We start from the raw sequence: 26037 nt of genomic DNA, 5'->3' as shown, positions 1-26037 counted from the left end.
ATACGGATACCGGGTACCCCTATATCCCCACCCGCTCGGCCGTACCTGCGGTCTTCAGGAAGTACGGCCGAAGCAGCGCTCCAGCTCATCCAGGGCGTAGAACCTGCTGCCCTTGGACACCGGTCGGCAGCTCGCCCTGAAGGCGGTCTCCTTCTCGTTGTAGAGCATGCGTACGAGCGTGGTGTCGCCCTTGCGGAACACGTCCCACTGGATGTTCGAGGCCATCGGCGCCACGGCCGCGCCCCGCCACGGGTTGTCGCCGTAGGTGTACGGCCGCTCGGCGGTCGCCCCCCGCGTACTGCCCGGCAGGCCCATCAGCGCGGCCAGCGGGATGATCTCCTCGGCGTGCGTGAAGCGCAGTTCGGCGCCGAGGGTGCCGGAGCCGGGGGTGCTGTCCTGCGCGGTCTCGGCCTTCTTGAAGAAGTCGTCCAGCAGGACACCCGCCATCTTGTACGTGATGTCGCTGCCGGTGAAGCCGGGGCCCTTCTCGTAGAAGTCCTCGGCGTCGCTGAGGTATCCGAACCAGGCGGCGTCGGCCTGCGAGATGTACCGGTCCATGTGCCAGCCCCTGCCACCGGGGCTCTCGTCGCTCATGGCCGGGGCGATCCCGTACAGGTTGTAGACCGCCTCGGCCGCGTCCACCGCGCTGCCGGCGGTGCTCGCGAACTCGCCGTCGACGATGCGTCGCACGAAGCCGCGCTTGAAGATCTTCCGCAGTACGTCCGATGCCGCGCGGTGGGTCTTCGGCTGGTCGGTGATCGACGCGAGGGTGGTGGCGAGGCGCTGGTCGTTCGCGATGTAGTCGCGGTAGGCGGCGCCGCCCGCGGCCTTGTGGAAGTACAGCAGGTCCTTGTCGGTACGGCCCGCGCCGATGAGGGGCTTGAGGGCCGGGTCGGTGGCCGCGAGGGTGTCGGCGAAGAGCTGACCGCTGTCGACGGCGCGGCCCTGTCCGGAGCTGACGACGTCGATCTTCTCGCCGTTCCTCGCGATGCCGGCGAAGAGACCCGGCAGCCGCTTCTCCATCCGTACGGCGGTGCCCGCGATCTCGCTCTTCCCGCGCCCGCTGAGGTTGCCGTAGCCGACCTCGGCCATGGCGTCGAGCAGGGCTCGTACCTTCGGCCCGAACTCCTTGCCGCGCGCGGTGAGTTGGCCCTCGCTCTCGGCCTGGTCCCACAGCTTGAGGATCAGATCGCCGTCCGAGCTGTCGGTCGCGGCCCGCGAGCCGTGTCGGGAGACGTTCTCCGTGAACACCGGGACGAAGCCCTTCGGGGGCTGCTGGTAGCTCCGCAGGCTCTGCTGGGGAGCGTACGAGGCCTTGGTGCCGTAGCTGTCCGCGGAGACCGATCCAAAGACCGTTCCGGAGGGGGAACGGTCCGCCGCGTGGGCGGGGAGCGTGGCGGCCAGCAGGGCGCACAGGGGTGCGGCGAGGGCGAGGGCGGTGCGGTTCATGGGCGCATCGTCGGTGGCGCGGATGAACCAGGGATGGCCGTGGAATGGCGCATGCGGGGCGTATGGGGCATGGATGCTGTGAGGTTTTGGTTGATTGATTCACCTTGTGCTCAAGTTTTGGTGGCTTCTATCATCTAAATCTCACTCGCGAGATCCAGAGGCCCCCCGATGAAGTCGACGCAGCAGCAGCCCCGGCACCACCTGCCCCTCGACCTCGACGAAGCCGTCCACCGGTGCCTCGTCGCCGGTTTCGACGGCACCGCCGGTGTCCCGCACACCCTCAGGCGGCTCATCGAGCGCGGTCTCGGCGGGGTCATCCTCTTCACCCGTAACGTGCGCGACGCGGACCAGGTCCGCCGCCTCACCGACGAGCTGCGCGCCCTGCGCCCCGATCTCCTCGTCGCCATCGACAACGAGGGCGGCGGCATCGGCCACCTCGTCGCCGCGGGCGCGCCCGAGGTACCCGGCTCCTACGCCCTCGGCGTCGTCGACGACCCGGACCTCACCGCCCGCTGCGCCGACGCCCTCGCCGGTCACCTCGCCTCGCTGGGCATCACCGTCTCGTACGCCCCCGTCGCCGACCTCCAGCACCACCCCGCCAACCCGATCGTCCGCACCCGCTCCTTCGGCGCCGATCCCGGCCTCGCCGCCCGTCACCTGCGCGCCTGGATCACGGCCACCGAGGCGCGCGGTGTCGCCTCCTGCGCCAAGCACTTCCCGGGCCACGGCGGCACGGTGACCGACAGCCACCACGAGATGGCGGTCGACCCGCGGTCGTACGACGAGATCCGCGCCGATGTCGAGCCGTTCCGGGCGGCGGTGGCGGCGGGCGTGCCGATGCTGATGAGCGCGCATGTGGTGTACCCGGCGCTGGATCCGGAACGGCCCGCGACCCTCAGCCGCCGCATCCTGGGCGACCTGCTCCGCCACGACCTCGGCTTCGACGGGGTCCTGGTCAGCGACGCCCTGGAGATGAAGGCGATAGCCGACCGGTACGGCGAGGCGGCCGGCGCCCGGCTGGCCCTCGCGGCGGGCGCGGACCAGGTGATCGTGGCGGTGCCGGACCTGGCGACCACCCTGGCCTGCCGGGACGCGGTGATCGGCGCGCTGCGGGACGGCACGCTCGTGGAGACACGGGTGCAGGAGGCCGCCGGGCGGGTGCGGAGGCTGGCGGAGCGGTACGCCGGCGCGGCGGGGGCGGGTACGGTCCCGCCCTGGGACGCGGATGCGGGGCTCGACGCGGCTCGGCGGGCCGTGCGGGGTGGTTCCGCCGGTTTTGGGGGTGCGGTGTCTTCGGTGCGCGGTGCGTATGTCGTCGACCTGTTCGCACCGCCGCATCCCGCGCTGAACTGGGGTGGCGAGGATCTGCTGAGCGAGGTGCGCGCGCTGGATCCCACGGCCGCGGGCCTGGCGCTGAACGAGGTTCCGGTGGATCCGCGTGCCATGGTCGAGGGGATTCTGGGGTGGGCGGCCGGGGTGCCGTTGGTGGTCGCCACGTCGGATGCCGGGTTGTATCCGTGGCAGCGGGAGCTGCGGGACGCGTTGACGGCCGGGCGCGGGGACGCGGTGGTGGTGGAGACGGGGTTGCCGGATCGCGCCGCCGCGTTGTGTTCGTACGGGCGGGGGCGGGTGAATCTGCGGGCGTTGGCCGAGGTGTTGGTGGGGGGTGTCTGAGGTGGTGTGTGGGGTGCGGGTCGGTGGGGGCTGGTCGCGCCCACGCGGCGGAGCCGCATATCGATACAGCCCCGCGCCCCTGAAAGCAGGTCGGTTACGGTTGCCCGTGTTCAGAGGGGCCCCTGAAGGCATGCGGTTGGCCCCGGGGCCCCCGTCCGCGTCCACTCAGCTGGGCCGTACGACGACCTCCTTGATGGCCCTCGCCGTCAGGTAGCCCTCGTCCTCCGCACGCTCCGCCAGGATCACCGCCGGGCGTGCTCCCTCCGCGCGCAACCGCATCCACGCCTCGAAGTACGCGCCGCCAGGGCCTGAAATCGAACGGTTCCCCGGGGTGCAGTCCAGCACGAGGGCGGTTGTGCGGGGGTCGGTCGGGCGGGGGGAGGTGCGTAGCTCGGCCACCGTCTCCGCCAATGCCTGGGCGATCGGCTTCGGGTTGCCCTGCGCGTCGAACAGGCCGAGCGTGTACTCCAGTTCGGGGAAGTCCGCCAGGGAACGGTCGACGTCGTGGGAGCACCACCAGGTGACCCCGTACAGGTTGGCGCAGTCGACGGCGTTGCGTACGGTCGCGCGGGCGAAGCCGGGGGCGTCGGCCGCCGGGATGTGCGGTTCGGGGGCGCCGGTCTCCTGGACCCAGACGGGCCGGGCGGGGTCCTCGGCGTAGGCGGTGGCCAGTTCCACGCCGTACTCCGCGAGATGCTGGACCTGCGGGGAGCGGGGGCCGTAGCGGCGGGCGCAGTCGGCCGAGAACACCCAGGGGTGGACGGTCGTCAGGTCGCCCTTGCGGGCCGAGGCCTCCGGGGTGAAGGGGTGGTCGTCGCTGTACCAGGCGGCGTCGTACGCGGAGTGGGTCGCCAGGCCCGCCGGGCCGAGTCCCGAGCGGGCCGCCGCCAGCAGCGTGTCCAGGTAGTGGTCGATGTCGGCCACCGTCACCGGGTTGTGTTCGACCAGGTTGTTGAGCTCGTTGCCGAGCTGGAGGCCGAGGAGGTTGGGGCGGCCGGTGAGGGCGCGGCCGAGGGTGCGCAGCAGCTCGGCCTGCGCCTCGATCGCCTCCGGGTCCGTGAAGACGTTGCGGTGGTGCCAGCTGCGGGTCCACTCCGGGTAGAAGTCGAAGCTGGAGAGGTGGCCCTGCACACCGTCCACCATGACGTCGAGGCCCGCCTCCGCCGCCACGTCCACGAGCTGCGCCACCTGGTCGACGGCGGAGGCGCGGATCAGTGTGCGGTTCGGCTGGAGCAGCGGCCAGAGCGGGAAGATCCGTACGTGGTCCAGGCCCAGCCCGGCTATCTGGTCGAGGTCCTCGCGGGCGAGGGCCGGGTCGAAGTCGTACCAGGAGTGGAACCAGCCCCGGCGCGGCGTGTAGTTGACGCCGAAGCGGGGGCCGGAACGGGGGGCGGGGAGTGTGCTCACGGGTCCTCCTCGGACGTACGTGACTGCGCCGGGCCGCGAGTCGGGTCTTGTCCTCGGCGAATGTATGAACCACCATAGTGCGCGATGAGCAATGAATTGAACCAGGATTCGGGTCGGGATTCCGGCCGGGGCGGACACGGGGTTCCGTCCGGCGGCGCCCTAGTCGTCGGGCTCGACGCCGGTGGAACCCGTACGCGGGCCGTGCTGGCGTCCGCCTCCGACGGGCGCCCGCTCGGCGAGGGCGTCGCCGGGCCGGGCAACGCCCTCACGGTCCCCGTCGCGCAGCTCACCGAGCACCTCGTCGAGGCCCTCACCGGGGCGGTGCCGGAAGCGGACCGCCCCCGGGTCGTCGCCGTCGTGGGCGGCTTCGCGGGCGCCGCCGGCACTGCCGACGAACCCGGCCGCGTCAACGCCCTCACCGCGCTGACGCAGGCCCTGCGGCGCCTCGGCATCCCCGCGCACGAGGTTCGGATCTGCAGCGACATCGAGGCCGCCTTCGCCGCGGCCCCGGGCTTCGCCGGCCCTCCTGCGGACGGTCTGGCTCTCGTCGCCGGCACGGGCGCCGTCGCGATGCGTATCGCCGACCGCCACTGCGAGAAGACCGTCGGCGGCGACGGCTGGCTCCTCGGCGACGACGGCGGCGGCTTCTGGATCGGCCGGGAGGCAGTACGGGTCGCCCTGCGCATGGCGGACCGGCGGGGCGGCGACACGGCTCTGGCGGCGCTGGTGGGACGGGAGTTGAGGGTGCCGGACGCGGTTCTCCCGTACGGCGGTGAGGGCGCCGGTCCCTCCTGGCCCCGTGCCGCCCGCGAGGCCTACCGTCGGCATGTCCTGCCCGCCGTCATGACCGAACCGCCGGTCCGGCTGGCCCGGTTGGCCCCGCTGGTCGCCGAGGCCGCCCGGGCGGGGGATGCGCTCGCGCAGGCGATCCTCGGCGAGGCGGCCGGCCACCTCACCGACTGCGTACGGGCGTTGGAGCCGAGGCCGGGCGAGTCGTTGGTCGCGACGGGCGGCCTGCTCGGCCCCGAAGGCCCCCTGACCGGCCCCCTGGACCGGCGCCTGAGTGCCCTGGGCCTGGTGGCCCACTGGGTCCCCGACGGCAGCCGGGGCGCGGTGGCCCTGGCCCGGCTCGCCCACGGCGGCGGCCCCGACACCCACCCGGAGAAGAACCAGTGACCGCGCCCCCCTCTCCCCTCTACCGCGACCCCGCCGCCCCCGTCGCCGCCCGCGTGGCCGACCTGCTGGCCCGGATGACCCTGCGCGAGAAGGTCGGCCAGCTCAACCAGCGGATGTACGGCTGGGACGCCTACCGCCGCCGCCCGGACGGCGGGTTCGAGCTGACCGAGGCCCTGTACGAGGAGACCGACCGCTTCGAGGGACTCGGCGCCCTGTACGGACTCCTGCGCGCCGACGCCTGGTCCGGCGTCGACCACTCGACGGGCGCCGACGCCGACGCCGGTCCGGTACTCGCCCACCTGGTCCAGCGTCACGTACTCGAACGCAGCCGCCTCGGCATCCCCGCCCTCTTCGTCGAGGAGGTACCGCACGGCCTCATGGCCCTCGACGGCACGGTCCTCCCCGTCAACCTCGCGGTGGGCGCCACCTGGGACCCGGACCTGTACGAGCGGGCGGCATCCCACGCCGCCGCCGAACTCCGCGCCCGGGGCGGCCACTTGGCCCTCGTCTCGGCCCTGGACATCGCCCGCGACCCACGCTGGGGCCGTACGGAGGAGTGCTTCGGGGAGGACCCGTACCTTGCCGCGCGCCTGACGGAGGCGCTGGTGAGAGGCATGCAGGGGGACCTGGGGCAGGTAGGGGCGCAGGGGGGTTTCTCCTTGGACAAGGCACCGGTGGTCCTGAAGCATTTCGCGGGTCAGGGCGCGACGGTCGGTGGGCGCAACTCCGCCGAGTCGGAGCTGGGCCCCCGCGAACTCCACGAGATCCACCTCCCGGCAGCCAGGGCAGGCGTACGGGCGGGCGCCGCAGCGGTCATGGCCGCGTACAACGAGGTGGACGGCATCCCGTGTTCGGCCAACGGCCCTTTGCTGAACGGGTTGTTGCGCGGGAGCGGGGATCGCGGCTGGGGCTTCGAGGGCCTGGTCGTGGCGGACGGACTGGCCGTGGACCGCCTCGCCCGTATCACCGGCGACAAGGTCTCGGCAGGCGCTCTCGCCCTCAACTCCGGTATCGACCTGAGCCTTTGGGACGAGGGCTTCACGCATCTCGCGGAGGCGGTGGAACGGGGCCTGGTGGAGGAGGCGACGGTCGACGCGGCCGTGGCCCGGGTACTGACCCTGAAATTCCGCCTCGGCCTCTTCGAACACCCGTATACGACACCGGAGTCACCGTCCGCCGAGGACGGCCGTGCGCTGAGCACAGCCCTGGCCCGCTCGTCGGTCACCCTCCTCCACAACCGTGCGGGTGTCCTGCCCGTCGACCCGGCGAGAGTCTCCCGCGTAGCCGTCATCGGCCCGCACTCCGCCACCACGGCCCACCAACTCGGCGACTACACCGCCCCCCAACGTCCAGGCACAGGTACCAGCGTCCTGGCCGCCCTGAACCGCCTCACCCTCCCCGAGACGGAGATCCGCCACGCCCGCGGCTGCGCCCTGACCGGCGACGACCTCTCCGGCATTCCCGAGGCGGTGGCGGCGGCAGCCGCCTCCGACCTGGCCGTACTGGTCCTGGGCGGCAGCAGCGCCCGTACCCCGGACACCGAGTTCGACGCCAACGGCGCCGCCCGGACGACCGTCTCGGAGATGACCTGCGGCGAGGGCGTCGACCTGGCCCACCTGCGGCTGGGCCGGGCCCAGCACGCCCTGCTGGACGCGGTGACGGCGACGGGCACACCCACGGCCGTCGTCCTCATCCAGGGCCGCCCGCACGCGGTCCCCGAGGCGACGGACCACGCGGCTGCCCTTCTGACGGCCTGGTACCCGGGCCCCTGGGGCGGCGAGGCGATCGCCGAGATCCTCCTCGGCCACACCTCCCCGACCGGCCGCCTCCCCGTCTCGGTCCCGCGCTCGGCGGCCCAACTCCCCGTCTACTACAACCACAAGGACACGGAGTACGGGTCGTACGCGGACGAGGACGCCGAGGCGCTCTACTCCTTCGGCCACGGCCTGACGTACACGACGTTCGAGTACGGCGTTCCGAAGGTCGATGACGACGGCGCCAGTTGCACGGTCGGGATCACCAACACCGGCGAACGGGCCGGTCGTTCGGTGGCGCAGCTCTACATCCGCCCGCTGCGTACGACGGTGTGGCCGCGGACCCTGGAACTCCGCGCCTTCCGATGCGTCGATCTGGCCCCGGGAGAGAGTCGTACGGTCGTGTTCACCCTCGGGACGGAACAACTCGCACAGGTGGACGGGGACTTGGAGTGGGCGGTGCTGCCCGGGAGCGTGGAGATTCGGGTGGCGGAGTCGGCGCGGGGGGCGTTGGGGGCCGTACCGGTGGTGCTTGACCTCACGCGTTGACCGGTGCGGTCAGCGCCGCTCGCGTGCCCACCGGGCTCTCACCGCCGGTACCTGTGGGCGGCGATGGTTCGCGCGCACAGCAGGGACTCGGTGTGCGACGTGTCGACCTCCAGGTCGTAGACGACACCCTCGTGGACGACATCCGCCTGCGCGGCGGCCATCCCCAGGGCCCGGTCTCCCCGGGCGATCTCGCGGCGCGCGGCTACGGCGGGCTCGCACCGGACGCCGACCCACAGCACAGCGGGTTCGCCCAGCGCACCCCCTTCGCCGAGAGCCTTGCGCCACCGCTGCTGGGACGCCGCTCCGCCGAGGAAGACGTCGTCGATGACGACCCGGGCGCCGGCCCGGACCGTCGCCACGACGCCCTCCCGCCAGGCCGCCTCCAGCGCCAGGAAGTCCGCCCCGACGCTCACTTCGCCGTCCGTCGTGATCGCGATCCCCGCGTCCGACTCCCGCATCCTCGCGGGCAGGGCGTCGACGAACGAGTCACACCCGAACGCCAGCCACGGTTCCGGCAGTTCGGCCTGCAGACACCGTACGATCTCGGACTTCCCCGAGCTGGAACCACCGTTGAGGATGATCATCTGGACCTGAGGCTGAAACGGAATCGACACCGCGCCACACTAGAACGTCCGCTACGGCGACCGAAACGAATTTCCGGCCGGAGCGGGCTGTCCTTGACCAGGACCACGTGACAATGACTGGGGCGCGAGCGGGCGTTCGGGTTTCCGGGCCAGGAAGGTGGCGACTGTCCTCCGCACGTTCTCGTCGGGCGCCTGCACCAGTCGCGCCGTGATCACGAACCCCGCCCTGCCGAGCAGTTCGGCGATCCGCTCCACCGGCAGCAGATGGGCCTCGTAGGACACCGGATGGCCGCCGTACGCCTGGGTCGGACACAGGCGCAGATACTCGTCGTCTCCCACGTAGCCGGCCAGCATCAGGAGGCCGCCGGGTGCGAGGGTGCGGTGGAACTCGTCGTACACAACGGGTAGTTGCTCGGGTGGGGTGTGGTGGGTGGAGTAGTAGGCGAGGATGCCGCCGAGTTCGTCGTCCCGCAGCGCGAGGGCGGTCATCGAGCCCACGGTGAAGCTCAGGTGGGGGTGGGCCCGGCGGGCCAGCTCGATCATCCTCGGGGACAGGTCGACGCCGAACGCGGGCACTCCGAGGCCTGCCAGATGCGCGGTCACCTTGCCGGGTCCGCATCCCAGGTCCGCGACCGGACCGGCGTCGGCCACCCGCAGGGCCTCGGCGAAAGCGGTCAGCATCGCGCGCGACAGCGGGTCCAACTCCGTCGGATTCTTGACTAGTCGGACGTAGTCGGCGGCGACGGTGTCGTACGAGTCGCGGATCGCGGTGAGGTAGGTGGGGGAGGGTGCGCAGGGGTCGTGGGTCACGCGGAGGACTGTAGGGGAGGGGACTGACACCCAGGCTGTGGGTCTCCGGGCCGACCGCCCCACGGCGCGCTAACGTCGGACGCATGATCGTATGGCTCAACGGCACCCACGGCGCCGGCAAGACGACCACCAGTGTGCTTGTGCAGCAACTGATCCCGGATTCACGGGTGTTCGACGCCGAGAAGGTCGGCGAGACACTGATGGACATCACGCCCGGGCTGCCCGTGACGGACAACTTCCAGCACTGGCCGCCGTGGCGACCACTCGTCGTCGAAACCGCCCGCCGCGTACTCGACTACACCGGCGGCACACTGGTGATGCCGATGACCGTCCTGGTCGAGCGGTACTGGCGCGAGATCAGCACCGGCCTCGCCCAACACGGCATTCCTGTACGGCACTTCGTCCTCCACGCCGACCAGGACACCCTCCGTGGCCGTATCGCGGGCGACACCGTTCTCGGCCCCAACTCGCCGTTCCGTCTGAAATACCTGGAGCCCTACGCCGAGGCGGCCCGGACATGGCTGCACGCCGAGGGCGAGGTCGTCGACACCTCCCGCCTCACCCCCGGCGAGGTCGCCCTGCGGATCACGGAGGCCGTGAAGAGCGGCCGACGCGCCTGACGACACCTGTGCCGTTGCCCCGCATGCCTACCGGGTGAGTTCGGCCGGTTCGTCGAGCCGTGTCAGCTTCCGCGGGTTCCGCATGATGTAGATCCGGGTGACCTGCCCGTTCTCCACCACGACGCTCACCGCGGTCGGTTCGCCGTGCAGGTCGATGCGGCCCGCGGGGGCGCCGTTGAGCCACACGGTCGTCATGTCGAACGGGACCGCGATCTGGTCCTGGTTCGCGCGCGTGAGCAGCTTCGCCACCGTTTCGGCTCCGTGGACCGGGGCGAGCACGGCGGCCACGACCCCGCCGCCGTCGGCGACCAGGACCACGTCCGGTGCCATGACGTCCAGCAGGTCCTGCAACCGCCCGGTGCGCAGGGCGAGCAGGAAGCGGTCCACGACGGCCCGTTGCTCGGCCCGGCTCACCCGTACTCGCGGCTGCCGGGCGGCCACATGCTCACGCGCCCGCCGCGCGACCTGCCGTACCGTCGCCGCGGACTTCCCGATGGCCTCGCCGATCTCGCCGTACGGCATGGCGAAGACCTCCCGCAGCACGAACACCGCCCGCTCGGTGGGCCCGAGGGTTTCGAGGACGGTCAGCATCGCGATCGAGACGCTCTCCGCGAGCTCCACGTCCTCGGCGACGTCAGGGCTGGTCAGCAGGGGTTCCGGCAGCCACTCACCCACGTACTCCTCGCGGCTGCGGGACAACGCGCGCAGACGGTTGAGTGCCTGCCGGGTCACGGTGCGGACGAGGTACGCACGCGGCTCACGCACCTGCGACCGGTCGACGTCGGCCCACCGCAGCCAGGACTCCTGCAGCACGTCCTCCGCGTCGGCCGCCGAGCCGAGCATCTCGTAGGCGACCGTGAAGAGGAGGCCGCGGTGGGTGACGAAGGGATCGGCCGTCGGATCCTCGGTCATGTCGCCGCCGGCACCACGCCGGACGTCCCGATGCCGGACCTGTTGGAGTCGGCCGTCTCAGGGCGCGCGGCCAGCGGTATCCCGCACGCGTCGGAGAAGCCCTGCGAGGTGATGCCGTGCGCGAAGTTGTTGCGCGTCGCCATGTTGGCGAAGCCGATGGACGCGGTGAGTTCGACCATCGCGGCCGGGCCGAGCCGGTCGAGCAAACCGGCGTACAACTCGTCGTCGACGGTCGGCGGGGTGTTCGTCATGGCCTCGGCGTACTCCAGTACGTCCCGCTCCAGGGGCGTGAACACCTCCGACTCGCGCCAGCGCGGCACCTGACTCGCCTTGGTCAGGTCCAGGTCCTTGTGCAGCGCCTGGAAGTAGTTGATGTCGAGGCACCAACTGCAGCCGACCTGCGCGGCGACGGCCATGTGCGCGAAGGTCTTGAGCCCCTCGTCGGCCATGTCCCACTCGCTCACCCTGCTCCCGATGTCGGTGGAGTCCTGGGCGACCTTGAGGTTGTGTGCCGTCACCTCGAAGGGCTCGGGCACGGCACCGAATTGCTTGACCATGCTCTCGCTCAGATCGGTGGGGAGTTCCGCCTTGGGGATGCGCAGTGTCACGGTGTTCTCCTCAGTGCCTGATGTCTCTGTCCGGCGGCCTGTTGGCCCGTCGGTCTGTCGACCTGCTGGACATGAAGACACCGGCGGGCTCGGGAACGTGACAACGCCTGTGACGCGGGCCGGTGTTCGGGTTTCCGAGCCAGGAAGCCGACGAAGGCTCTCCCAAAGGGCACCTGGCAGTGGCGTGACGCCCGTCGGCGTGCGTCGTTGACCGTCCGGGCGCACGCTGGTGATGTAGCCGCCGAGGACCGATCGTCACAGATAGGGAACAAGCGCACACTGTGCGCATATCACCGCATACCGTGTCCCCCTCTCATCACACAGACCGTGGGGGGTCTCATGTCGTACGGGTATCCGGGGCCGGAGGGCCAGCAGCCGCCGCAGGGGCAGCCGCAGTGGGGTCAGCAGCAGCAGCCGCCCGCTCCGCCGGGGTGGCAGCAGCCGCCGACCGGGCCGGGTTGGGGCGGTCCGCCTCCGCCGAGAAACAGCAGCGCGGGGAAGATCATCGGGTTCAGCTGCCTCGGCGTGGTCGCGGTGTTCGTCGTACTGATCGTGATCGTTCTGGCGGTCGGCGGCGGCGACAGCGGTTCGCCGAAGGGCGGGAGCACGCCCACGTCGGACAAGTCGTCCACGGGCAGGAGCAGCGCCCCGGCGAAGGAGACGGCGGCGGGAGTGCCGGACGGTCCCGAGGGCGACGTGAGGATCACGTCGTGCAAGGTGGACGCGACGACTTCGTGGCCGTCGGCCGAGCTGCTGATCACCAACCGGTCGTCGAAGACGTCGAACTACGCGGTGAGCGTGGAGTTCGTGGACGCGTCGGGCAAGCGGCTCGGAGACGCGTTCACGGCGACCAACAACCTCGCGCCCGGCCAGAAGGCCCAGGAGACGGCGCAGGGCCTGGACACGATCAAGGCGAAGATCAAGTGCCGGGTGACCGAGGTGACGCGATACGCGTCGTGAGTGCGTCGCGAGCCCGTTGTGGATCCGGTGCGCATCCGTCGTGAATCCGGTGGGTCTCCGGCATCCGGGTGGGCCGCCTACCGCTCCGCCTTCGTCCAGGGCCTCACCCCGAGCTTCCCCGTGGTTCCGAGGTCGAGGTTCGGGGTCACCGTCACCGGGGTGGCGCCGGCCTTGGCCCGGACGCGTACGTAGGGCACGTTCACCGGTGTGCCGAACTGGGTGGTGTTGCGCCAGACCAGGCCGGCGGTCGCCGATTCGCCGGGTTTGAGTGTGACCGGGCGGGGTGGGTCGTCGGGGCCGGCGCCGGTGGTGATCTCGGTGCTGCCGTGGAGGATCCTGACGCCGTCGACGGGCTTGCGGGCGTCGTCCAGGAGCTCCAGCAGCGGGTAGCCCTCGACGGTGTAGTCACGTGTGCCGCAGTTGTCGAGATGCAGGCCCACTACGCGCAGGCCCATGGCCGCGTCGCCCTCGTCGGCACTGACGCGGATCCCGGACGCGGGACACGTGCCCAGCGCGGCCGGCGCCTCGCTCGCGGGCACCTTGGTCACTTCGAGCACCTTGGCCTGGGTCACCCGTGGTGCGGACGGCGGTACCTTCCCGGCCCGGACCTCGCCCCGCACCGTCTTCCCGGGGCCGACGTCCCGCACTGTCACGGTCTCGGCGCCCATGGCTCCGCCGTCAGCGCTCATGAAGGAGAAGACGACCGTGTAGGTCAGCGCCTCGCCGCCCTTGTTGGTGACCTCGTAGGAGGCGACAACGCCCGGGTCACTGAAGAGGCTGTCGGCGGAGACGGAGTAGTTGTCGGTGGGGGAGGGTGTGGGTGTGGGTGAGGTCTGCGGGAGGGTCAGCGAGGTGATCCGTACGCCGTCCTTGCCCGGGTCGTCTACCTGTGTTCGGGACGGTGGGCCGGCCGCGCCGGCGCGGTCCGTCTCCGTGCCGCAGGCTGTGAGCAGCAGTGCGGTCGCTGCGAGGGCCGACAGAAGGGGGACGGTCCTGACGAGGGCCGGGCGGAGGGAGGCGGGCGGTGGGCGCATCCGGTCATCCGATCAGGGCGTGCACCCTGTGCGTGTGACGGAGGCCATAGTTCCGGCCACAGGGATGTCACAAGTTCGGTGGCGGGCGAGCGAGTTGAGCCCCGCCGTCTCCCCCTCCTCCGCCTCTTCCGCCACCCTCAGATCTTCACCGCCCCCGAAGCCACCCCCCGATAGAACCACCGCTGTGTGATCACGAACAGCACCAGGACCGGGATCACGGAGATCACCGAACCGGCCATGACCATCCGCTGGTCGTAGCCGAACGACGACGACTGGAGGCGTGAAAGGCCCAGCGTCAGGGTCATGTTGGACTCCGAGCGCAGCACGATCAGCGGCCACAGGAAGTCGTCCCAGGCGCTGATGAACGTGTTGATGACGACCACCATGATCGCGCCCCACGCGGACGGCAGATACAGGTACTTGAAGCGCTGCCACTCGTTCGCGCCGTCCAGCATCGCCGAGTCCTCGATCTCGCGCGGGACCGCGAGGAACGCGCCGCGCATCAGCATGACGTTGATGGCGCCGACGAAGCCGGGGAGCCACACGCCGGCCAGGCTGTCGACCAGGCCCAGGTCGCGGATGCTGATGAACAGCGAGACCATGATCGACTCGAAGGGGAACATCATCGAGGCGATCAGCACCACCCAGACCGCCTTGCGGCCCTTCCAGGAGGGCTTGGAGAGCATGTAGCCGGCCGTCGTGGAGAAGACCAGCTGGCTGGTGATCGACAGGGCGACCACGATCAGGCTGTTCTTGATGTACGACCACACCGGCACCTGGTCGAAGACCGTCCGGTACGCGCGCAGCGTCGGGTGGTGCGGCAGCAGGGTGGCGTCCGCGCCGAAGACGTCCTCGCTCGTGCTCTTCAGGGAGGCCAGCAGCTGCCAGAGGAGTGGGCCGACCGTGAGGCCCAGCACGAGGAGCAACAGCAGGTAGCGGATGAGGAGTTCGCGCGGGCGGCCGTAGTCGCGCCAACGGGGCATCAGGCGACGGCTCTTGTCGACAGTGGCCGTGCTCACGACTCGTCCTCCTTCGTCAGGCGCTGCGCCAGCAGGGTCAGGCCCAGGGTGAGTGCGAACAGGGCGACGCTTACGGCCGAGCCGTATCCCGCGTTGCCCGTGATCGGGTCCAGGCCGACGTCCCGGATGTAGAACGGCAGGGTGCGGTCGGCGCCGCCGGGGCCGCCGGTGGAGCTGCCGAGCATGTAGATCTCGGTGAAGACTCTGAGGGAGCCGATGCCGGTCAGGGTGCCTACGAGCATCATGGCCGTCCGGACACCGGGGACCGTGATGTTCCAGAAGCGGCGCACGGCACCCGCGCCGTCCATCTGCGCGGCCTCGTGCAGTTCCTTGGGCACGTTCCCGAGGGCGGCCAGATAGAAGACCATGTACCAGCCGAGGCCCTTCCACAGGGTCAGGCCCATCGCGGAGAGCAGGATCAGCCACGAGTCGGAGAGGAAGGGGATCGCCGACCTGATCAAGTGGGCTTTCTCCAGCCAGGTGTTGACCAGGCCGTCGTCCGCGAGCAGCCACTGCCAGCTCAGGCCCACGACCACGCTGGACGCCAGCACCGGTGTGTAGAAGGCGGAGCGGAAGAAGCCGATGCCCGGCAGGTTCTTCTCCACCAGGACGGCCAGCATCAGCGGCAGCAGCACCATCAGCGGCACGACGATCACCGCGTACAGGATGCTGTTGCGGGTCGCGAGCCAGAAGTCGTCGTCCTGGATCATCCGCGTGTAGTTGTCGAGTCCGACGAAACCCGCGGCGCCGCCCAGCGGTTTGGCGTTGGTGAACGACAGCAGAAGCGTGTTGAGGAACGGGAACACCCCGAAGACCACCGCGCACACGATCGCGGGTGCGGTCCACAGCCACGGCAGCCACCAACGGCGGTACATGGCCGCCCCGTTGGCCCCGGGAGCCGGACCGGGCAGCGTGGCCCTGGCGAGTCGGCGGAGGCGGGACGGGGCCGTGGACGCGGAGGCGGCCGGGGCCGGGGCGGAGGTCTGGGCCTCCACCCCGGACACCGGGTTCGTGATCTGTGCCGTCACTGTCAGCTGCCCTGCTTCAGCAGCTCGTTCGCCTTCTCCTGGGCGTCCTTCACCGCGTCCGCCGCGCTCTTCTTGCCCTGCATGGCCAGCTGCACCTGGGACACGATGGCGTTCTGTACGGCCGGGGAGAGGTTGGTCTGGTTGGTGGAGGCCGTCTTCAGCTGGTCGGCGACGAGCTTGCGGGCCTGGGAGAACGGGTCGGTGCCGGTGACGTTCTGGAAGAACGGGTCGCTCAGCGACTCGGTGGTGGTCGGGAAGATCACCACGGCCGGGTCCTTGCACCAGGCCGTCTGGTTCTCGGCGTTGGTGAGGAACTCCGCGAACGACAGCGCCACCGGGGCGTGCTTGCTGGTCGCGGCGACCGAGATGTACTGCGGGGCGCCGGCGGAGGCGACGCCGAGGGCGTCGTAGGGCTGCTGGCCGACGGCCGTCTTGGCGTAGACCGACGGGCTGTTCTGCTTGACGAACCGCACGAAACTCGGGTTCGTCGAGCCGTAGGCCACCTTGCCCTGGCTGTAGAGCGTGGACGGGTCGTTGCTGGAGGACAGCGAGTCCTTCGGCATCGCGCCCTCCTTGTACAGCTTCGCCATCCACTCCACCCACTGGGTGGTGCGCGGGTCGTCGCCGAAGACGGCGGACTTGCCGTCGCCGGAGAGGACCTTGATGCCCATCTGGTCGAAGTCGGCGGGGATGCGCCAGATCGGGTTGGCCATCGTCGCGAAGTACTTGCCGTCGGAGGCCTTGGCGACCTTCTCGTAGTCGGCGAAGAGCCCGAAGATGCTCGTCGGCGCCTTGGCCGGGTCGATGCCCGCCTTCGCCAGCAGGTCCTTGTTGTACGTCAGGAGGACGCCGCCGGTGTACCAGGGCAGCGTGGTGTGGATCGACTTGCCCGAGGCGTCCGCGAAGGTGGCGGTCTTCCAGAACGACGGGACGAAGGGCTTGGACGCGTCGGGGTCCTTGGTGCCGAGGTCGAGCAGGTAGCCGGCCTTGGTGAGGGCGGTCGCCGTCGGCGCGTTGACGTTGATGACGTCGGCCATCGTGCAGGCCTGGGCGTCGGCGACGGTCCGGCTGGTGAAGGTGTTGTCGCCGGGGTCGTCGATCCACTTGACCTTGGTGCCGGCGTGGGCCTTCTCGAAGTCGGCGATCACACCGTTGAAGAAGTCGCCGAAGTCTTTCTTCAGGTTGGTGGTCTGGAAGGTGATGGTGCCCTTGACATCGCCGGTGAGCTTCCCGGAGCCGACGTTGCCCTTGTCGACCTTGCAGGCGCCGGCGGTGGTGCCACTGTCGTCGGAGCCTCCGGAGAGGCCGCAGCCGGCGGCCGTCAACGTCAGTACGACGAGACAGGACAGGGATCCGGTCAGTCTTCTTGCGCGCATTGCTGCTGCCCTCCTGGATGGGCTGGGTGCTGGTTTAATTCACCAACTTTGACTCCGAGTGATGAAAATGTGGACCAGAATTCATCGGAGGTCAATGGGGTGCCGTGTTGCGTTTAGGTTCCGGACGAGTGCCGGGGCCGTGCGGCGGCCGTCTCAGTGGCGGTGTTCGTGGTCCGGGTGGGACGGGTCCCCGGGGTGCTCGTGCCCGGGCGCGTACACCACGTCCGCGCGCGCCAGGTCGAGCCACGAGAAGAAGGCCCACCGGCCCGCCGCCTGCCTCAACTCGCCCTCGACGCCTGCCTTTACGTGCTCGTACGGGAGGAAGTCCGTGTCCGTCGAGGCGCCGAACGGGTCGACGCCGGAGCGCAGGGCGTCCACCGTCAGGAAGCGGTCCCTGTTGTGCTCGTAGTACTCCCGCACCGCCCTCTCGGGGATCTCCTGGCGGGCTTCCAGGTGGGTGAGGAGGGTTTGGGCGGCGGGGGAGTATGCCAGGACCACGGCGATGATGCTGCCGAGGCCCGCGACGTCTGCCTGCGGCACGGCGCCGAGGGTTCTCGGGGGGTCGGGGCAGGGTAGGGCGCGTTCCATGCAGGCTTGGCGTGCGAGTGCGTCGGCCACGACGATCTGGGTTGCCCAGCGGCGGCGTTGTCGTACCGCGGAGGGGGTTGTGGATTGGCTGCGGGTCCGTGGGGGCTGGTCGCGCAGTTCCCCGCGCCCCTGGTACGGCGCGTCCCGCGCCGGTACTGCCGCCAGGAGCGCCTCCACCTCCTCGCGGGGTATCGGCTTGCCGCCCACGACGGCGCAGGTGTCCTCGGGCAGGTGTTCGTTCATGGGGTCACCTCCAGAATTACGGCCTCCGTGTACGCCACGCACCCGTGCCAGCCGGCCTTCGCCATCAGCCAGTACGACCCCGGCGTCAGCGCCCCGCCGTCCACCTCGATCCCGTACTCCACCGACTCCCCGGCCGGTACGGCGAACCCCCGCATCCCGGGCCCCACCCCCGCCCAGGTCCCCCACGAGGACACGGCCCACAAGGTGCCGTTGATCTCCCCGAGGGTGGTGTTGCGCAGGCTCACCGGCACCCGTACGCGCTCCCCGCGACGTACGACGACCCGGTCGACCCCCAGCCGTGTCACCAGGGTTGGGCCGGTATGGCCGCCCGGTACGTCCAGGGCCACGGCGTCCTCGTACACCTGGCCGCCGTACGGCAGGCGGGCGGTGAGCCAGTGGCGGCCCGGTGGCGCGTCCTTCGGCGGGGTCACCGTGACCTCGGTGAGGGTGAAACCGGCGGGGCCGAGGGCGTACGGCAGGTCGGGCGGTTCCGCGGACCAGCCCGGCGGGACGCCGAGGGCCAGCGTGCCGGAGACGGGGGAGTCGGTCAGCTCGGAGCTGACGCGGACCGTCACCGTGACCGGCCCGGAGGCGGTGAGGGCGGCGGGGGAGAGATAGACGGCGACGGGCAGGTTGCCGCGCGGGGCCGGGCCGGAGTTGTGCAGCCAGTACCGGGTGGGGACGGGCTGGGCCGGCTCGTACGCGTCGACCCCCGCGCCCTCGACGGTCGGTGCGGCGGCGGGAGTCGCCAGGACGGTGGCGACCTCGAAGCCGGTCAGGTGGGCCGAGAGGGCGCCGTCCGCGTCCGGGGGCAGTGGCTCCCCCGGCCTCTCCAGGACGTCGGTACGGGCGCCGTCCGTCCAGGCCACGGGCCCGCGCACCCGCACCGGCGCCGACCGGCCGTTGACCTCGTGCATCCGTACGACGACACCGCGCCCCGGATCGGCGGGCGCCACACTGCCCCGGGCGAGCGGCGAACCGGCCGGCTTGAGGGCGTCGAGGAGCACCTCACCGGCGGGTTCGAGGCTCAACAGGGTTGCCGTACGAGGAAGGCCGCCGTCGCCCGCCGACCGCTGCCGAAGGCGCGCCCGCAGTGGACGGTTGTACGCGTGTCCAGCCTGTGGCAGCCGTAGCTCACGCCAGTCGCCCGTGCCGCCGAGGACGGCGTACTCGAAGGTGTGTGACCAGCGTTGGAGCTGGAACGCCGAACCGTCGGGGGCCGTGCGGCGCGGTGGGTCGACCCAGATACCGGACGGCCAGCCGGTGCAGGAGCGCATCAGGGACATGTAAAGGTCGCCGGAGGGTGTGACCACGCAGCCGGGCGTGCCCCGGTTGAGTACGGCGAAGCCGGTGCCGTCCCAGGTGTCGCCCGGCGGCAGCGCCTCGCCGCCACCCGCGGCGGTCGCGTGCACGACCGCGTCGGCCAGGTCGGCGATCAGCGCGTCCACCGCCTTGGCGTCGTCCTGCGGGCCGTTGCCCGCGACCACGAGCAGCGGCAGCCGCTCCAGATCGCGCAGGTCGGCCCCGGGCACCCACTCCTCGCGCAGCCCGGCACGCGGCGCGACCCACACGGCGGCCACGCCCGACTCGGCCAGCTGGCGCCGGAGTTCACGGCCGGCGGCGGGGTCCATGCCGAGGGCCTCGGCGACGACGGAGTTGCGCTCGGGGGCTCCGACGGCGATCCGGATGTCGGGGAGGTTGGAGTCGACTTCGAGGTCGCCGTAACGCTGCCCGCCCGCGATCGTCGAGGTGGCCGTGACGCCCACCCGGACGAGGGCGGCGGCGAGTTCGGCACCGAGTTCGCCGGCCTCGTCCCAGGACGGGTAGACCAACTCGGCGACGCCGATGGCCCGTTGGCCGAGGAGCGCGCCGGAGTCGTCGTGCACGGCCACCCGGGCCGTCGTCCCCAGCGCGAACCAGTTGTTGGCCGGGTTGTCGAGCGTCCACGGGAACCGCTCGCTGTCCACCTCGACGAACCCGAACCCGCGCCCGATGACCGCGTCGGCCACCTCGTGCACGGGCAGTCCGCCCTGGACGTTGGCGGGCCAGCGGACCCGGATGAGACGGTCGGAACCGTCGTACCCGTCGACGGCCGTGCTGAGGTCCAGCCGGTCGACGCCCTTCCAGAGGGTCAACTGCTGGGTGTAGGTGAAGAGTTGACCGAGGATGGCGGTGACGGTGATCCGCGACCCGGCCGCCGAGTGCTCGACGGTCACGGCGGCCGTCACGTCCGCGCTGCGGGCGGCCGTCGTCCCGGTCGGGGTGAGATGCCAGGGCCCCTCGCCGAAGCGCGGGTGCCTCGGATACTCCTCCTGTACGACCAGCTCGTTGCCGATGTCACCGGCGCGCAGCAACTCCCTTTCACCATCGGCGAGTTGGCGCAGGCTGCTGACGCCGCCGCCGCGTGCGGGGTCGACCGTCACCTCGTAGAACTCGTTGCGGATGGTCAGGCCCTCGCCGGTGGTCCAGGTGGGAACGGTCCCGTCCGCGAGGGGCAGTGCCTTGAGCCCGAGCCCCGGCACCTCCGGTATCACCACCCGCAGTTGACCGTCCGCCTCCCGAACCGCGGGCAGTGGCAGGCCCGTTGTCTCGTCGAGGGGGACGAGGCCCTCGGGCAGGTCGACGACGAGGATGTCCCGGCGTTGCCAGGTCGCGGAGTTGAGGACGACGAGGTCCGGGCCGCCGCCGGGCAGCGGGGTCACCTGGTCGGCGAGGGCCTGGGTGGCGTCGGCGTGCACGGACTCGGCGAGGTCGTACAGCTCGCGCCAGCCGGTCAGCAGGTCGATGTAGACCTGGTCGGACTCGGAGCCGGTGACCGCGTCGTGGTGGGCGCCGTAGATCAGCTGCCGCCAGGCCTTGTCGAGCGCGGCGTCGGGATAGGCGCGCCCGGTGAGGAGGGAGGCGAGGGTCGCCCAGGCCTCGGCGTCGGCGAGGAGTGTCTCGCCGTACCGCTGGGCCTGCTTGGTGTCGATGTACGAGACGTCCTTGCCGGTGTAGATCGGGTTCATGTCCCGCGTCTGCGGCGAGGCTCTGCGGCCCTCGGCGTCGAGTTCGGCGCGTACGGCGGTGAAGAAGTCGCGGGGGATCGCGGAGACGAAGCGCGGCCAGACGTACCGCTCGTTCCAGTCGCGGTGGATGGCCATGACCCAGCGGCAGGGCGGTGCGTAGTCGCCACCTACGGGGAGGAGGACGTTGCGGGTGAGCGCGACCTTCTTCAGTCCGGTGAAGAGCCTGAGGGCGGCGGCTTCCGCCTCCGGGAGGGTGGGCGCGTTGTCGATGGCCCAGCCGGCGCCGTAGTGATTGACCATGTACGCGGTGAGGAGGCCGCGTCCGCTGGGCGCGATCCAGTCGAACTCGGCCTGGAACTGCATCCGTTGGGGGTCGCGGGGCTCCTCCCCGAAGACGGAGAGAGTGGGTCCCCACTGGTGGAACGGGCCGCGTGCCCAGGAGCTGGACGAGAGGCCCGCGTCGGCCATCAGCCCCGGGAACTGGGGGTCGTGGCCGAAGGCGTCGAGCTGCCAGGCGGTGTGCGGGTCGGCGCCGAGGATCCCGCGCTGGAAGCCGTCGCCGTAGAGGGCGTTGCGGACGGTCGCCTCGGCGCCGGTGAGGTTGGTGTTGGGCTCGTTGTACGTCCCGCCCATGATCTCGACGCGCCCGGTGCGCAGCAACTGCCGCAGAAAGGCGCGCTCTTCGGGGAAGGCGTCCCAGTAGGGCTTCAGGTAGTCGACCTCGGCGAGCACGAAGGTGTACGCGGGGTCGCGCCGCGCGAGATCGATGTGGGCGCGGACGAGGCTCATGCCCGACTGGCCGCGCGAGTCGAAGGTGCGCGCGGGCAGCCCGGAGGTGGCCGGATCGTCGGCGACGTCCCAGGTCTCGGTGTAGGCGGCCTGGGTGTTCCACCACACCGGGTCGTAGTGGAAGTGGCTGACCATGAACATGGTCCAGCCGGGCTCGGCGACGAGGAGGCCGCCGGTGAGCGAGGCCCGTCGGTCGGGGTCCTCGGTGTCCTCGGCGGTGACGGTGACGTGGGTGCGCTCGCCGGGGGGCAGGTCGCAGACCACGGGTATCTCGGCGCGGAGGGTGCCGTCGTCGCCGACGGTCGCGAGTGTCTCCCCGTCGGCGCGGACGCCGGGTCCTTCGGCGGTCAGCCGGACCGTACGGCCGGCGGTGGCCAGGCCGATCTCGGCGATCACCACCTGACGCGGGTGCTCGGCGCTGCCGACGAACAGCTCGGTCGACTCGACTGAGGTGACGCGCATGGGTCTCCTAAGAGGCCTACGGGAAACAGGGGCGTGGGCGGCCGGGGAACGGCGCGGCTCATCGTGGCACCGTTCGGATGGTTCAAACAACCATCTTCAAGTTTCCTTGGTGGTTCATCCATGCAAAAGCCGCCTCGGGGTCGGTAACCCCGAGGCGGCTTTCGCGTGCTGATTCGTGCTGATTCGTGAAAGCTCAGCGGGTGCGGCGGGACCTCACCGCGTGCTCCCTGGCGATGTGGTCGGTGAGGGCGAGGGAGGCGCTGGCGCGCTGGTAGGAGAGCTGGGCGACCCGGACGTACAGGCAGTCGATGAGGACGAGCACGGAGTGGCGGGCGCCGATGCTCTCGGTGCGGAAACTGGTCTCCGAGGAGGAGGAGATGAGCCGTACGTCGGCCACGCGGGCCAGCGGGGACTTGGGGTCGGCGGTGATGGCCACGGTGGTGGCGCCGCGCTGCTTGGCCAGTTCGAAGGGCTCGATGGTCTCGCGGGTGGAGCCGGAGTGCGAGATGCCGATCGCGACGTCGGCGGGGGTGAGGAGGGCGGCGGAGGTGAGGGCGGCGTGCACCTCGGTCCAGCCGCGCACCGCGCAGCCGATGCGGAAGAGCCGTGTCTCGGTCTCCTGGGCGACGGCTCCGCTGCCGCCGACGCCGTACACGTCGATACGGCGGGCGCGGGCGGCGGCCTGCCCCGCGCGCTCGATCGAGTCGAGGTCGATACGGTCGATGGTCTGCTGGATGGCCCGAAGGTCGGCGCTGCCAACCACCTGGACGACGCGCTCAAGGCTGTCATCAGGGGAAATATCGGGCCCGATCTCGGCGGTGCCCCAGTCGGACACCTCGCCGCGACCGCGTTCCTGGGCCAGCTCGATGAGCAGATGCTGGTAGGAGTCGAGGCCGATGGCACGGCAGAACCGGGTGACCGTGGCCTGCGAGGTGCCGGTACGGCGGCCCAGCTCGGCGGCCGAGCAGTGGGTGACGGCGGCGGGGTCCTCAAGGATCAGCTCACCGACCTTCCGCAGGGAGCCGGCGAGACGCGGCAGCTCCGTACGGATGAGGGTGGTGACGTCGGTCGGGGGCATCCCGTTGCCGGATCCGGTCCGTTCCATGGGGTTACCCGATCTCCTCGGTGCGGTGCTGCTGGGCCGCGGTGCGGCTGTGCGGCTGGCAGTACTTGATGGTAAGGGGCGAATGTATCAGCCACCGTGTCTGGGGCGGTCTGAATCCCAGGACCAGAGTTGGGCCCAGGAACGGGCCAGGGGTGGCCGTCCCGAGGGCTGCGCCCGTGGCCCTCCTCGTGGCCCGTTGCTCGCAGCCAGTACTCTGTGATTTATTGATTCACCGATAGAGATAGAGTGGGTGGTTCAATCCACCGGTGGGGAGAGTCGAGTGTCCGTCGAGTCCGTCAGCGCCCAGGGCTTCGTGCGCGAGAGCCGGGCCGTCCTCGACCGCATCACCGGATCGGAGTCGGCCCAGGAGTCCGTGACCCGCGCCGCGCGTCTGATCGCGGACTGCATCCGCGCGGACGGCGTGATCCAGGCCTTCGGTACGGGCCACTCCCAGGCCCTCGTCCTGGAGCTGGCCGGCCGGGCCGGCGGCCTCGTCCCGACCAACCGCCTGGGCATGGCCGACCTCGTCCTCTACGGCGGCGACGCGCCCAGCGCCCTCGACGACCCGCTGCTGGAACGCAAGCCGGGCATCGCCGAGCGGCTGTACGAACTGGCCGAGCCGCGCCCCGCCGACCTGTTCGTGATCATCTCCAACTCGGGCGTCAACAACGTCATCGTCGAGATGGCGCTCCACGCGAAGGAACGCGGCCACAGGATCCTCGCGATCACCTCCCTCACCCACACCCGCACGGTCCCGGCGGCCCACACCAGCGGCAGGAAGCTGGCCGACATCGCGGACGTGGTGCTGGACAACGAGGCCCCCACGGGCGACGCGCTGCTGGAACTGCCGGGCGGGGGCGCGGTGTGCGCGCTGTCCACACTGACCGGCGTGATGCTGGTGCAGATGACGGTCGCGGAGACGGCGGCGCTACTGATCGAGGCGGGGGAGCGTCCGCCGGTGTACGTGTCGGCGAACGTGCCGGGGGGCTTCGAGGGGAACCTGGGGCTGGAGCGGCACTACGGGGGGCGCATTCGGCGTCCGGCCAGCTGAGTGGACGTACGGAGACGGAGAGACAACGACGGCCCGCCGGGAGAACCGGCGGGCCGTCGTCACCTCGACCTACGGAACCCCGCCGTCCCAGGCGACGTTGACGAATCCGACGAGGGAGTCACCGTCCCAGGCGCAGATCCAGCCGAGGCTGTGACGTCGTAGTCGGGTGCGCCAGTCGATGTCACCGGGCGGGCCGCCGAAGCCCTCGGCGTGCAGCGCGTTGAGGGAGGCGTTGTCGAAGTCGGCGCGCCATTCGTACGTCGTCGTCACACCATCTCGCCTTCACGATTCCTCTGGCCCCCCGCCGGCGGTCGTCGTCGCTACCTGTTCGCGGTGTGCGATGCGGGGCGGGTGAACAGGTGGGCTTGCCGTACGCCGGCCTTGCGCAGTTCGTCTGCCACGATGCGCAGCGCGGTGCGGGCCATGTACGGAAACATCCCGCCCTTGCAGTCCATCCACACGCGGGGGACCTCCTCCTCGACGGCGACGTAGTTGGGGCTGTAGAGCTCGGTGGCGTCGTCTTCGGCCTCCTCCGGCGAGAGTTCGTGGCCGTCCTCGAGTACGCGCCCCAGGCGGCGTTGCGCAGCGGTGAGCGCCACGACGGCACGGGCCGGGTCGTTCGACTCGACGGCGATCTCCCAGTGCTGCTGCATCGCGTCGCCATCGCCCCCGCCCAGGATCGGCAGCGCGCCCGGGTCCACCGTGATGCCGCCCGGCTCGCTCTCCGAGACCACGGCCCGACGCATCCAGAACGCACTGTCCTCGGTTGTCAGGCATGCCTCGGCCACGCGCCAGAGCATCTGAGGGCCGGAACCGCTGATCGCCTCCTCGAACAGGCCGCGCGCGCGTTCCAGGTCCCACGAGTCCATGGCATGGCACCCGCGTCCGAACGCGATCTCGGCAGGGTCTTCGGCAGAGGGCAGGACGGAGTAAGTGGCATCCACAGCCCCATACTTACCACCTCGTTCTGACATACGGTCACTGAGCGACAGGTGGTAAGGGGGTTCAGTAGCGGCGGTCGGGCCAGTGCGGGTCCTCCCAGCGGGCGGGGCCCGTGAGACCCATCAGCCGTACCCGGTGCAGGAGTTCCACGGTCGCCGCGTCCTGGGAACGCAGACGTGCGGGGACATGGCGGACCAGCCAGGTCGTGAGCTCGGTGCGCATCTCGTCCGCGTCGTCGTCCTCCCGCCACCAGTTTTTCCAGGGAAGCTCGTCTCCCAGCAGCTCGTACTCCCACTGGGCAGCCGCTGTCGCCAAGTGCCGGTCGGCCACCGGGTGGTCGAGCGACTCCCAGACCGTGAGCCACGGGCTGAGGACGCCGGACGCCTCGGCGCACACGGCCAGGAGCTCGTACACAGGGGCGACGGGATCCGGGTCGGTGAGGCTGTGCGCCCACCAGGCGTGCAGGAACTCCCACACCACCGCACTCTGGCGCACGGGCCACCGGTTCCACTTGCCCATGCCGAAGGAACGTCCCACCTCTTCCATGAGGTACGGCTCCACGTGGCCGCCTGTCAGCGCTCTGGCGAACTGGGGCAGGACGCGGCGCAGTACCGCGCCGTGGTCGTCCCAGTCGTAGGCGTGCCAGGTGCGGTAGAGGAGATCCGGATCGAGCTCCACGTCCGGGACCTTCAGCAGCGCGAGCTCTTCCGGGTCGCCCCAGTGACAGACGCACTGCGCTTCGTCGGCACGGGCGGTCGCACCGCGAAAGGTGACGGCCAGGCTGTCCAGGGCGCGGTCGAGCCGGAGCCGGGTACGGGGGATGTCTTCGACGTTCGTCGCTGCCGGGTTCGTCATTGTCGGCACAGCCTCAAGGGACTCCAGGCGGCTT

21 protein-coding genes and 1 pseudogene are annotated in these 26037 nt (G+C 70.8%); 6 read left to right on the top strand and 16 right to left on the bottom strand.

Annotated elements, in window-relative coordinates; all coding sequences use genetic code 11:
• Positions 1–54 precede the first annotated feature (54 nt).
• The gene (locus tag PV734_RS15490; RefSeq protein WP_319289875.1) at positions 55–1449 is read right to left on the bottom strand and encodes a histidine-type phosphatase; all 1395 of its coding nucleotides are present in this window, start codon (positions 1447–1449) and stop codon (positions 55–57) included.
• 168 nt (positions 1450–1617) lie between these two features.
• On the opposite strand from PV734_RS15490, the gene nagZ reads away from it, so the two are divergent.
• Positions 1618–3123, top strand: a complete 1506-nt coding sequence (gene nagZ, locus PV734_RS15485; RefSeq protein WP_319289873.1) for a beta-N-acetylhexosaminidase — start codon at positions 1618–1620, stop codon at positions 3121–3123.
• Positions 3124–3288: 165 nt separating this feature from the next.
• Here nagZ and PV734_RS15480 read toward each other — a convergent pair whose 3' ends face one another.
• The gene (locus tag PV734_RS15480; RefSeq protein WP_319289871.1) at positions 3289–4530 is read right to left on the bottom strand and encodes a cellulase family glycosylhydrolase; all 1242 of its coding nucleotides are present in this window, start codon (positions 4528–4530) and stop codon (positions 3289–3291) included.
• An 84-nt stretch (positions 4531–4614) separates the two neighbouring features.
• On the opposite strand from PV734_RS15480, the gene PV734_RS15475 reads away from it, so the two are divergent.
• Positions 4615–5706 carry an N-acetylglucosamine kinase gene (locus PV734_RS15475; RefSeq protein WP_319289869.1) on the top strand — a complete coding sequence of 364 codons (1092 nt, stop codon included), beginning with the start codon at positions 4615–4617 and terminating at the stop codon, positions 5704–5706.
• A gap of 74 nt (positions 5707–5780) precedes the next feature.
• Positions 5781–8009, top strand: a complete 2229-nt coding sequence (locus tag PV734_RS15470; protein ID WP_319289917.1) for a glycoside hydrolase family 3 N-terminal domain-containing protein — start codon at positions 5781–5783, stop codon at positions 8007–8009.
• 38 nt (positions 8010–8047) lie between these two features.
• On the opposite strand, the gene cpt is transcribed toward PV734_RS15470, so the two are convergent.
• Together cpt and PV734_RS15460 are read right to left on the bottom strand one after the other, a co-directional pair.
• Positions 8048–8593 carry a chloramphenicol phosphotransferase CPT gene (gene cpt / locus PV734_RS15465; protein ID WP_319090716.1) on the bottom strand — a complete coding sequence of 182 codons (546 nt, stop codon included), beginning with the start codon at positions 8591–8593 and terminating at the stop codon, positions 8048–8050.
• Positions 8594–8644: 51 nt separating this feature from the next.
• Positions 8645–9403, bottom strand: coding sequence for a class I SAM-dependent methyltransferase (locus PV734_RS15460; RefSeq protein WP_319090639.1), 759 nt, complete (start codon positions 9401–9403; stop codon positions 8645–8647).
• Positions 9404–9486: 83 nt separating this feature from the next.
• Here PV734_RS15460 and PV734_RS15455 point away from each other — a divergent pair, with 83 nt between their 5' ends.
• Positions 9487–10023, top strand: coding sequence for an ATP-binding protein (locus PV734_RS15455; protein WP_319090638.1), 537 nt, complete (start codon positions 9487–9489; stop codon positions 10021–10023).
• A 27-nt stretch (positions 10024–10050) separates the two neighbouring features.
• On the opposite strand, the gene PV734_RS15450 is transcribed toward PV734_RS15455, so the two are convergent.
• Complete coding sequence (locus tag PV734_RS15450) at positions 10051–10935, bottom strand: RNA polymerase sigma-70 factor (protein ID WP_319090637.1); 885 nt, start codon at positions 10933–10935, stop codon at positions 10051–10053.
• On the bottom strand, positions 10932–11543 hold the full coding sequence (locus PV734_RS15445) for a carboxymuconolactone decarboxylase family protein (RefSeq protein ID WP_319289867.1): 612 nt from the start codon (positions 11541–11543) through the stop codon (positions 10932–10934). The genes PV734_RS15450 and PV734_RS15445 overlap by 4 nt, the downstream gene beginning before the upstream one ends.
• 339 nt (positions 11544–11882) lie before the next feature.
• On the opposite strand from PV734_RS15445, the gene PV734_RS15440 reads away from it, so the two are divergent.
• On the top strand, positions 11883–12503 hold the full coding sequence (locus PV734_RS15440) for an FxLYD domain-containing protein (protein WP_319289865.1): 621 nt from the start codon (positions 11883–11885) through the stop codon (positions 12501–12503).
• A gap of 77 nt (positions 12504–12580) precedes the next feature.
• On the opposite strand, the gene PV734_RS15435 is transcribed toward PV734_RS15440, so the two are convergent.
• The 7 genes from PV734_RS15435 to PV734_RS15405 form a co-directional block, all read right to left on the bottom strand.
• Entirely contained in the window at positions 12581–13537 is a 957-nt protein-coding gene (locus tag PV734_RS15435) for a DUF4232 domain-containing protein (RefSeq protein WP_319289863.1), read from the bottom strand.
• A gap of 137 nt (positions 13538–13674) precedes the next feature.
• Entirely contained in the window at positions 13675–14520 is an 846-nt protein-coding gene (locus PV734_RS15430) for a carbohydrate ABC transporter permease (protein WP_415924213.1), read from the bottom strand.
• Between the two features lie 32 nt (positions 14521–14552).
• Positions 14553–15584, bottom strand: coding sequence for a sugar ABC transporter permease (locus tag PV734_RS15425; protein WP_319090632.1), 1032 nt, complete (start codon positions 15582–15584; stop codon positions 14553–14555).
• 2 nt (positions 15585–15586) lie between these two features.
• Positions 15587–16960, bottom strand: a complete 1374-nt coding sequence (locus PV734_RS15420) for an extracellular solute-binding protein (RefSeq protein ID WP_319090631.1) — start codon at positions 16958–16960, stop codon at positions 15587–15589.
• A gap of 153 nt (positions 16961–17113) precedes the next feature.
• Positions 17114–17791, bottom strand: coding sequence for a peptidyl-prolyl cis-trans isomerase (locus PV734_RS15415; protein ID WP_319090630.1), 678 nt, complete (start codon positions 17789–17791; stop codon positions 17114–17116).
• Entirely contained in the window at positions 17788–22050 is a 4263-nt protein-coding gene (locus PV734_RS15410; RefSeq protein WP_319289861.1) for an NEW3 domain-containing protein, read from the bottom strand. The genes PV734_RS15415 and PV734_RS15410 overlap by 4 nt, the downstream gene beginning before the upstream one ends.
• 193 nt (positions 22051–22243) lie before the next feature.
• A complete protein-coding gene (locus tag PV734_RS15405) occupies positions 22244–23128 on the bottom strand; it encodes a MurR/RpiR family transcriptional regulator (protein WP_319289915.1) in 885 nt (294 codons plus the stop codon).
• Between the two features lie 307 nt (positions 23129–23435).
• On the opposite strand from PV734_RS15405, the gene PV734_RS15400 reads away from it, so the two are divergent.
• Positions 23436–24206, top strand: a complete 771-nt coding sequence (locus tag PV734_RS15400) for an SIS domain-containing protein (RefSeq protein ID WP_319289859.1) — start codon at positions 23436–23438, stop codon at positions 24204–24206.
• Between the two features lie 75 nt (positions 24207–24281).
• On the opposite strand, the pseudogene PV734_RS15395 reads toward PV734_RS15400, so the two are convergent.
• From PV734_RS15395 to PV734_RS15385, 3 genes and pseudogenes are all read right to left on the bottom strand, one after another.
• Positions 24282–24476, bottom strand: a pseudogene (locus tag PV734_RS15395) (GNAT family N-acetyltransferase); the annotation flags it as partial.
• A gap of 50 nt (positions 24477–24526) precedes the next feature.
• Complete coding sequence (locus tag PV734_RS15390; RefSeq protein WP_319289857.1) at positions 24527–25075, bottom strand: hypothetical protein; 549 nt, start codon at positions 25073–25075, stop codon at positions 24527–24529.
• 136 nt (positions 25076–25211) lie between these two features.
• The gene (locus PV734_RS15385; protein WP_319289855.1) at positions 25212–26003 is read right to left on the bottom strand and encodes a hypothetical protein; all 792 of its coding nucleotides are present in this window, start codon (positions 26001–26003) and stop codon (positions 25212–25214) included.
• Between the last annotated feature and the right edge of the window lie 34 nt (positions 26004–26037).

This window comes from Streptomyces sp. AK08-02 (genome assembly GCF_033795085.1).
In the GTDB taxonomy this organism is placed as follows: domain Bacteria; phylum Actinomycetota; class Actinomycetes; order Streptomycetales; family Streptomycetaceae; genus Streptomyces; species Streptomyces echiniscabiei.
Note: the sequence above shows the minus strand (reverse complement) of the source record. Positions and strands in the feature narration are given on the sequence as shown.

What these genes read in the sequence shown, in the direction of transcription:
- PV734_RS15490 (WP_319289875.1), bottom strand. Translation starts at nt 1,449, where the DNA reads ATGAACCGCACCGCCCTCGCCCTCGCCGCACCCCTGTGCGCCCTGCTG.
- nagZ (WP_319289873.1), top strand. Translation starts at nt 1,618, where the DNA reads ATGAAGTCGACGCAGCAGCAGCCCCGGCACCACCTGCCCCTCGACCTC.
- PV734_RS15475 (WP_319289869.1), top strand. Translation starts at nt 4,615, where the DNA reads ATGAGCAATGAATTGAACCAGGATTCGGGTCGGGATTCCGGCCGGGGC.
- PV734_RS15470 (WP_319289917.1), top strand. Translation starts at nt 5,781, where the DNA reads ATGACCCTGCGCGAGAAGGTCGGCCAGCTCAACCAGCGGATGTACGGC.
- cpt (WP_319090716.1), bottom strand. Translation starts at nt 8,593, where the DNA reads ATGATCATCCTCAACGGTGGTTCCAGCTCGGGGAAGTCCGAGATCGTA.
- PV734_RS15455 (WP_319090638.1), top strand. Translation starts at nt 9,487, where the DNA reads ATGATCGTATGGCTCAACGGCACCCACGGCGCCGGCAAGACGACCACC.
- PV734_RS15450 (WP_319090637.1), bottom strand. Translation starts at nt 10,935, where the DNA reads ATGACCGAGGATCCGACGGCCGATCCCTTCGTCACCCACCGCGGCCTC.
- PV734_RS15440 (WP_319289865.1), top strand. Translation starts at nt 11,883, where the DNA reads ATGTCGTACGGGTATCCGGGGCCGGAGGGCCAGCAGCCGCCGCAGGGG.
- PV734_RS15435 (WP_319289863.1), bottom strand. Translation starts at nt 13,537, where the DNA reads ATGCGCCCACCGCCCGCCTCCCTCCGCCCGGCCCTCGTCAGGACCGTC.
- PV734_RS15430 (WP_415924213.1), bottom strand. Translation starts at nt 14,520, where the DNA reads ATGCCCCGTTGGCGCGACTACGGCCGCCCGCGCGAACTCCTCATCCGC.
- PV734_RS15420 (WP_319090631.1), bottom strand. Translation starts at nt 16,960, where the DNA reads ATGCGCGCAAGAAGACTGACCGGATCCCTGTCCTGTCTCGTCGTACTG.
- PV734_RS15415 (WP_319090630.1), bottom strand. Translation starts at nt 17,791, where the DNA reads ATGAACGAACACCTGCCCGAGGACACCTGCGCCGTCGTGGGCGGCAAG.
- PV734_RS15410 (WP_319289861.1), bottom strand. Translation starts at nt 22,050, where the DNA reads ATGCGCGTCACCTCAGTCGAGTCGACCGAGCTGTTCGTCGGCAGCGCC.
- PV734_RS15405 (WP_319289915.1), bottom strand. Translation starts at nt 23,128, where the DNA reads ATGCCCCCGACCGACGTCACCACCCTCATCCGTACGGAGCTGCCGCGT.
- PV734_RS15390 (WP_319289857.1), bottom strand. Translation starts at nt 25,075, where the DNA reads ATGGACTCGTGGGACCTGGAACGCGCGCGCGGCCTGTTCGAGGAGGCG.
- PV734_RS15385 (WP_319289855.1), bottom strand. Translation starts at nt 26,003, where the DNA reads ATGACGAACCCGGCAGCGACGAACGTCGAAGACATCCCCCGTACCCGG.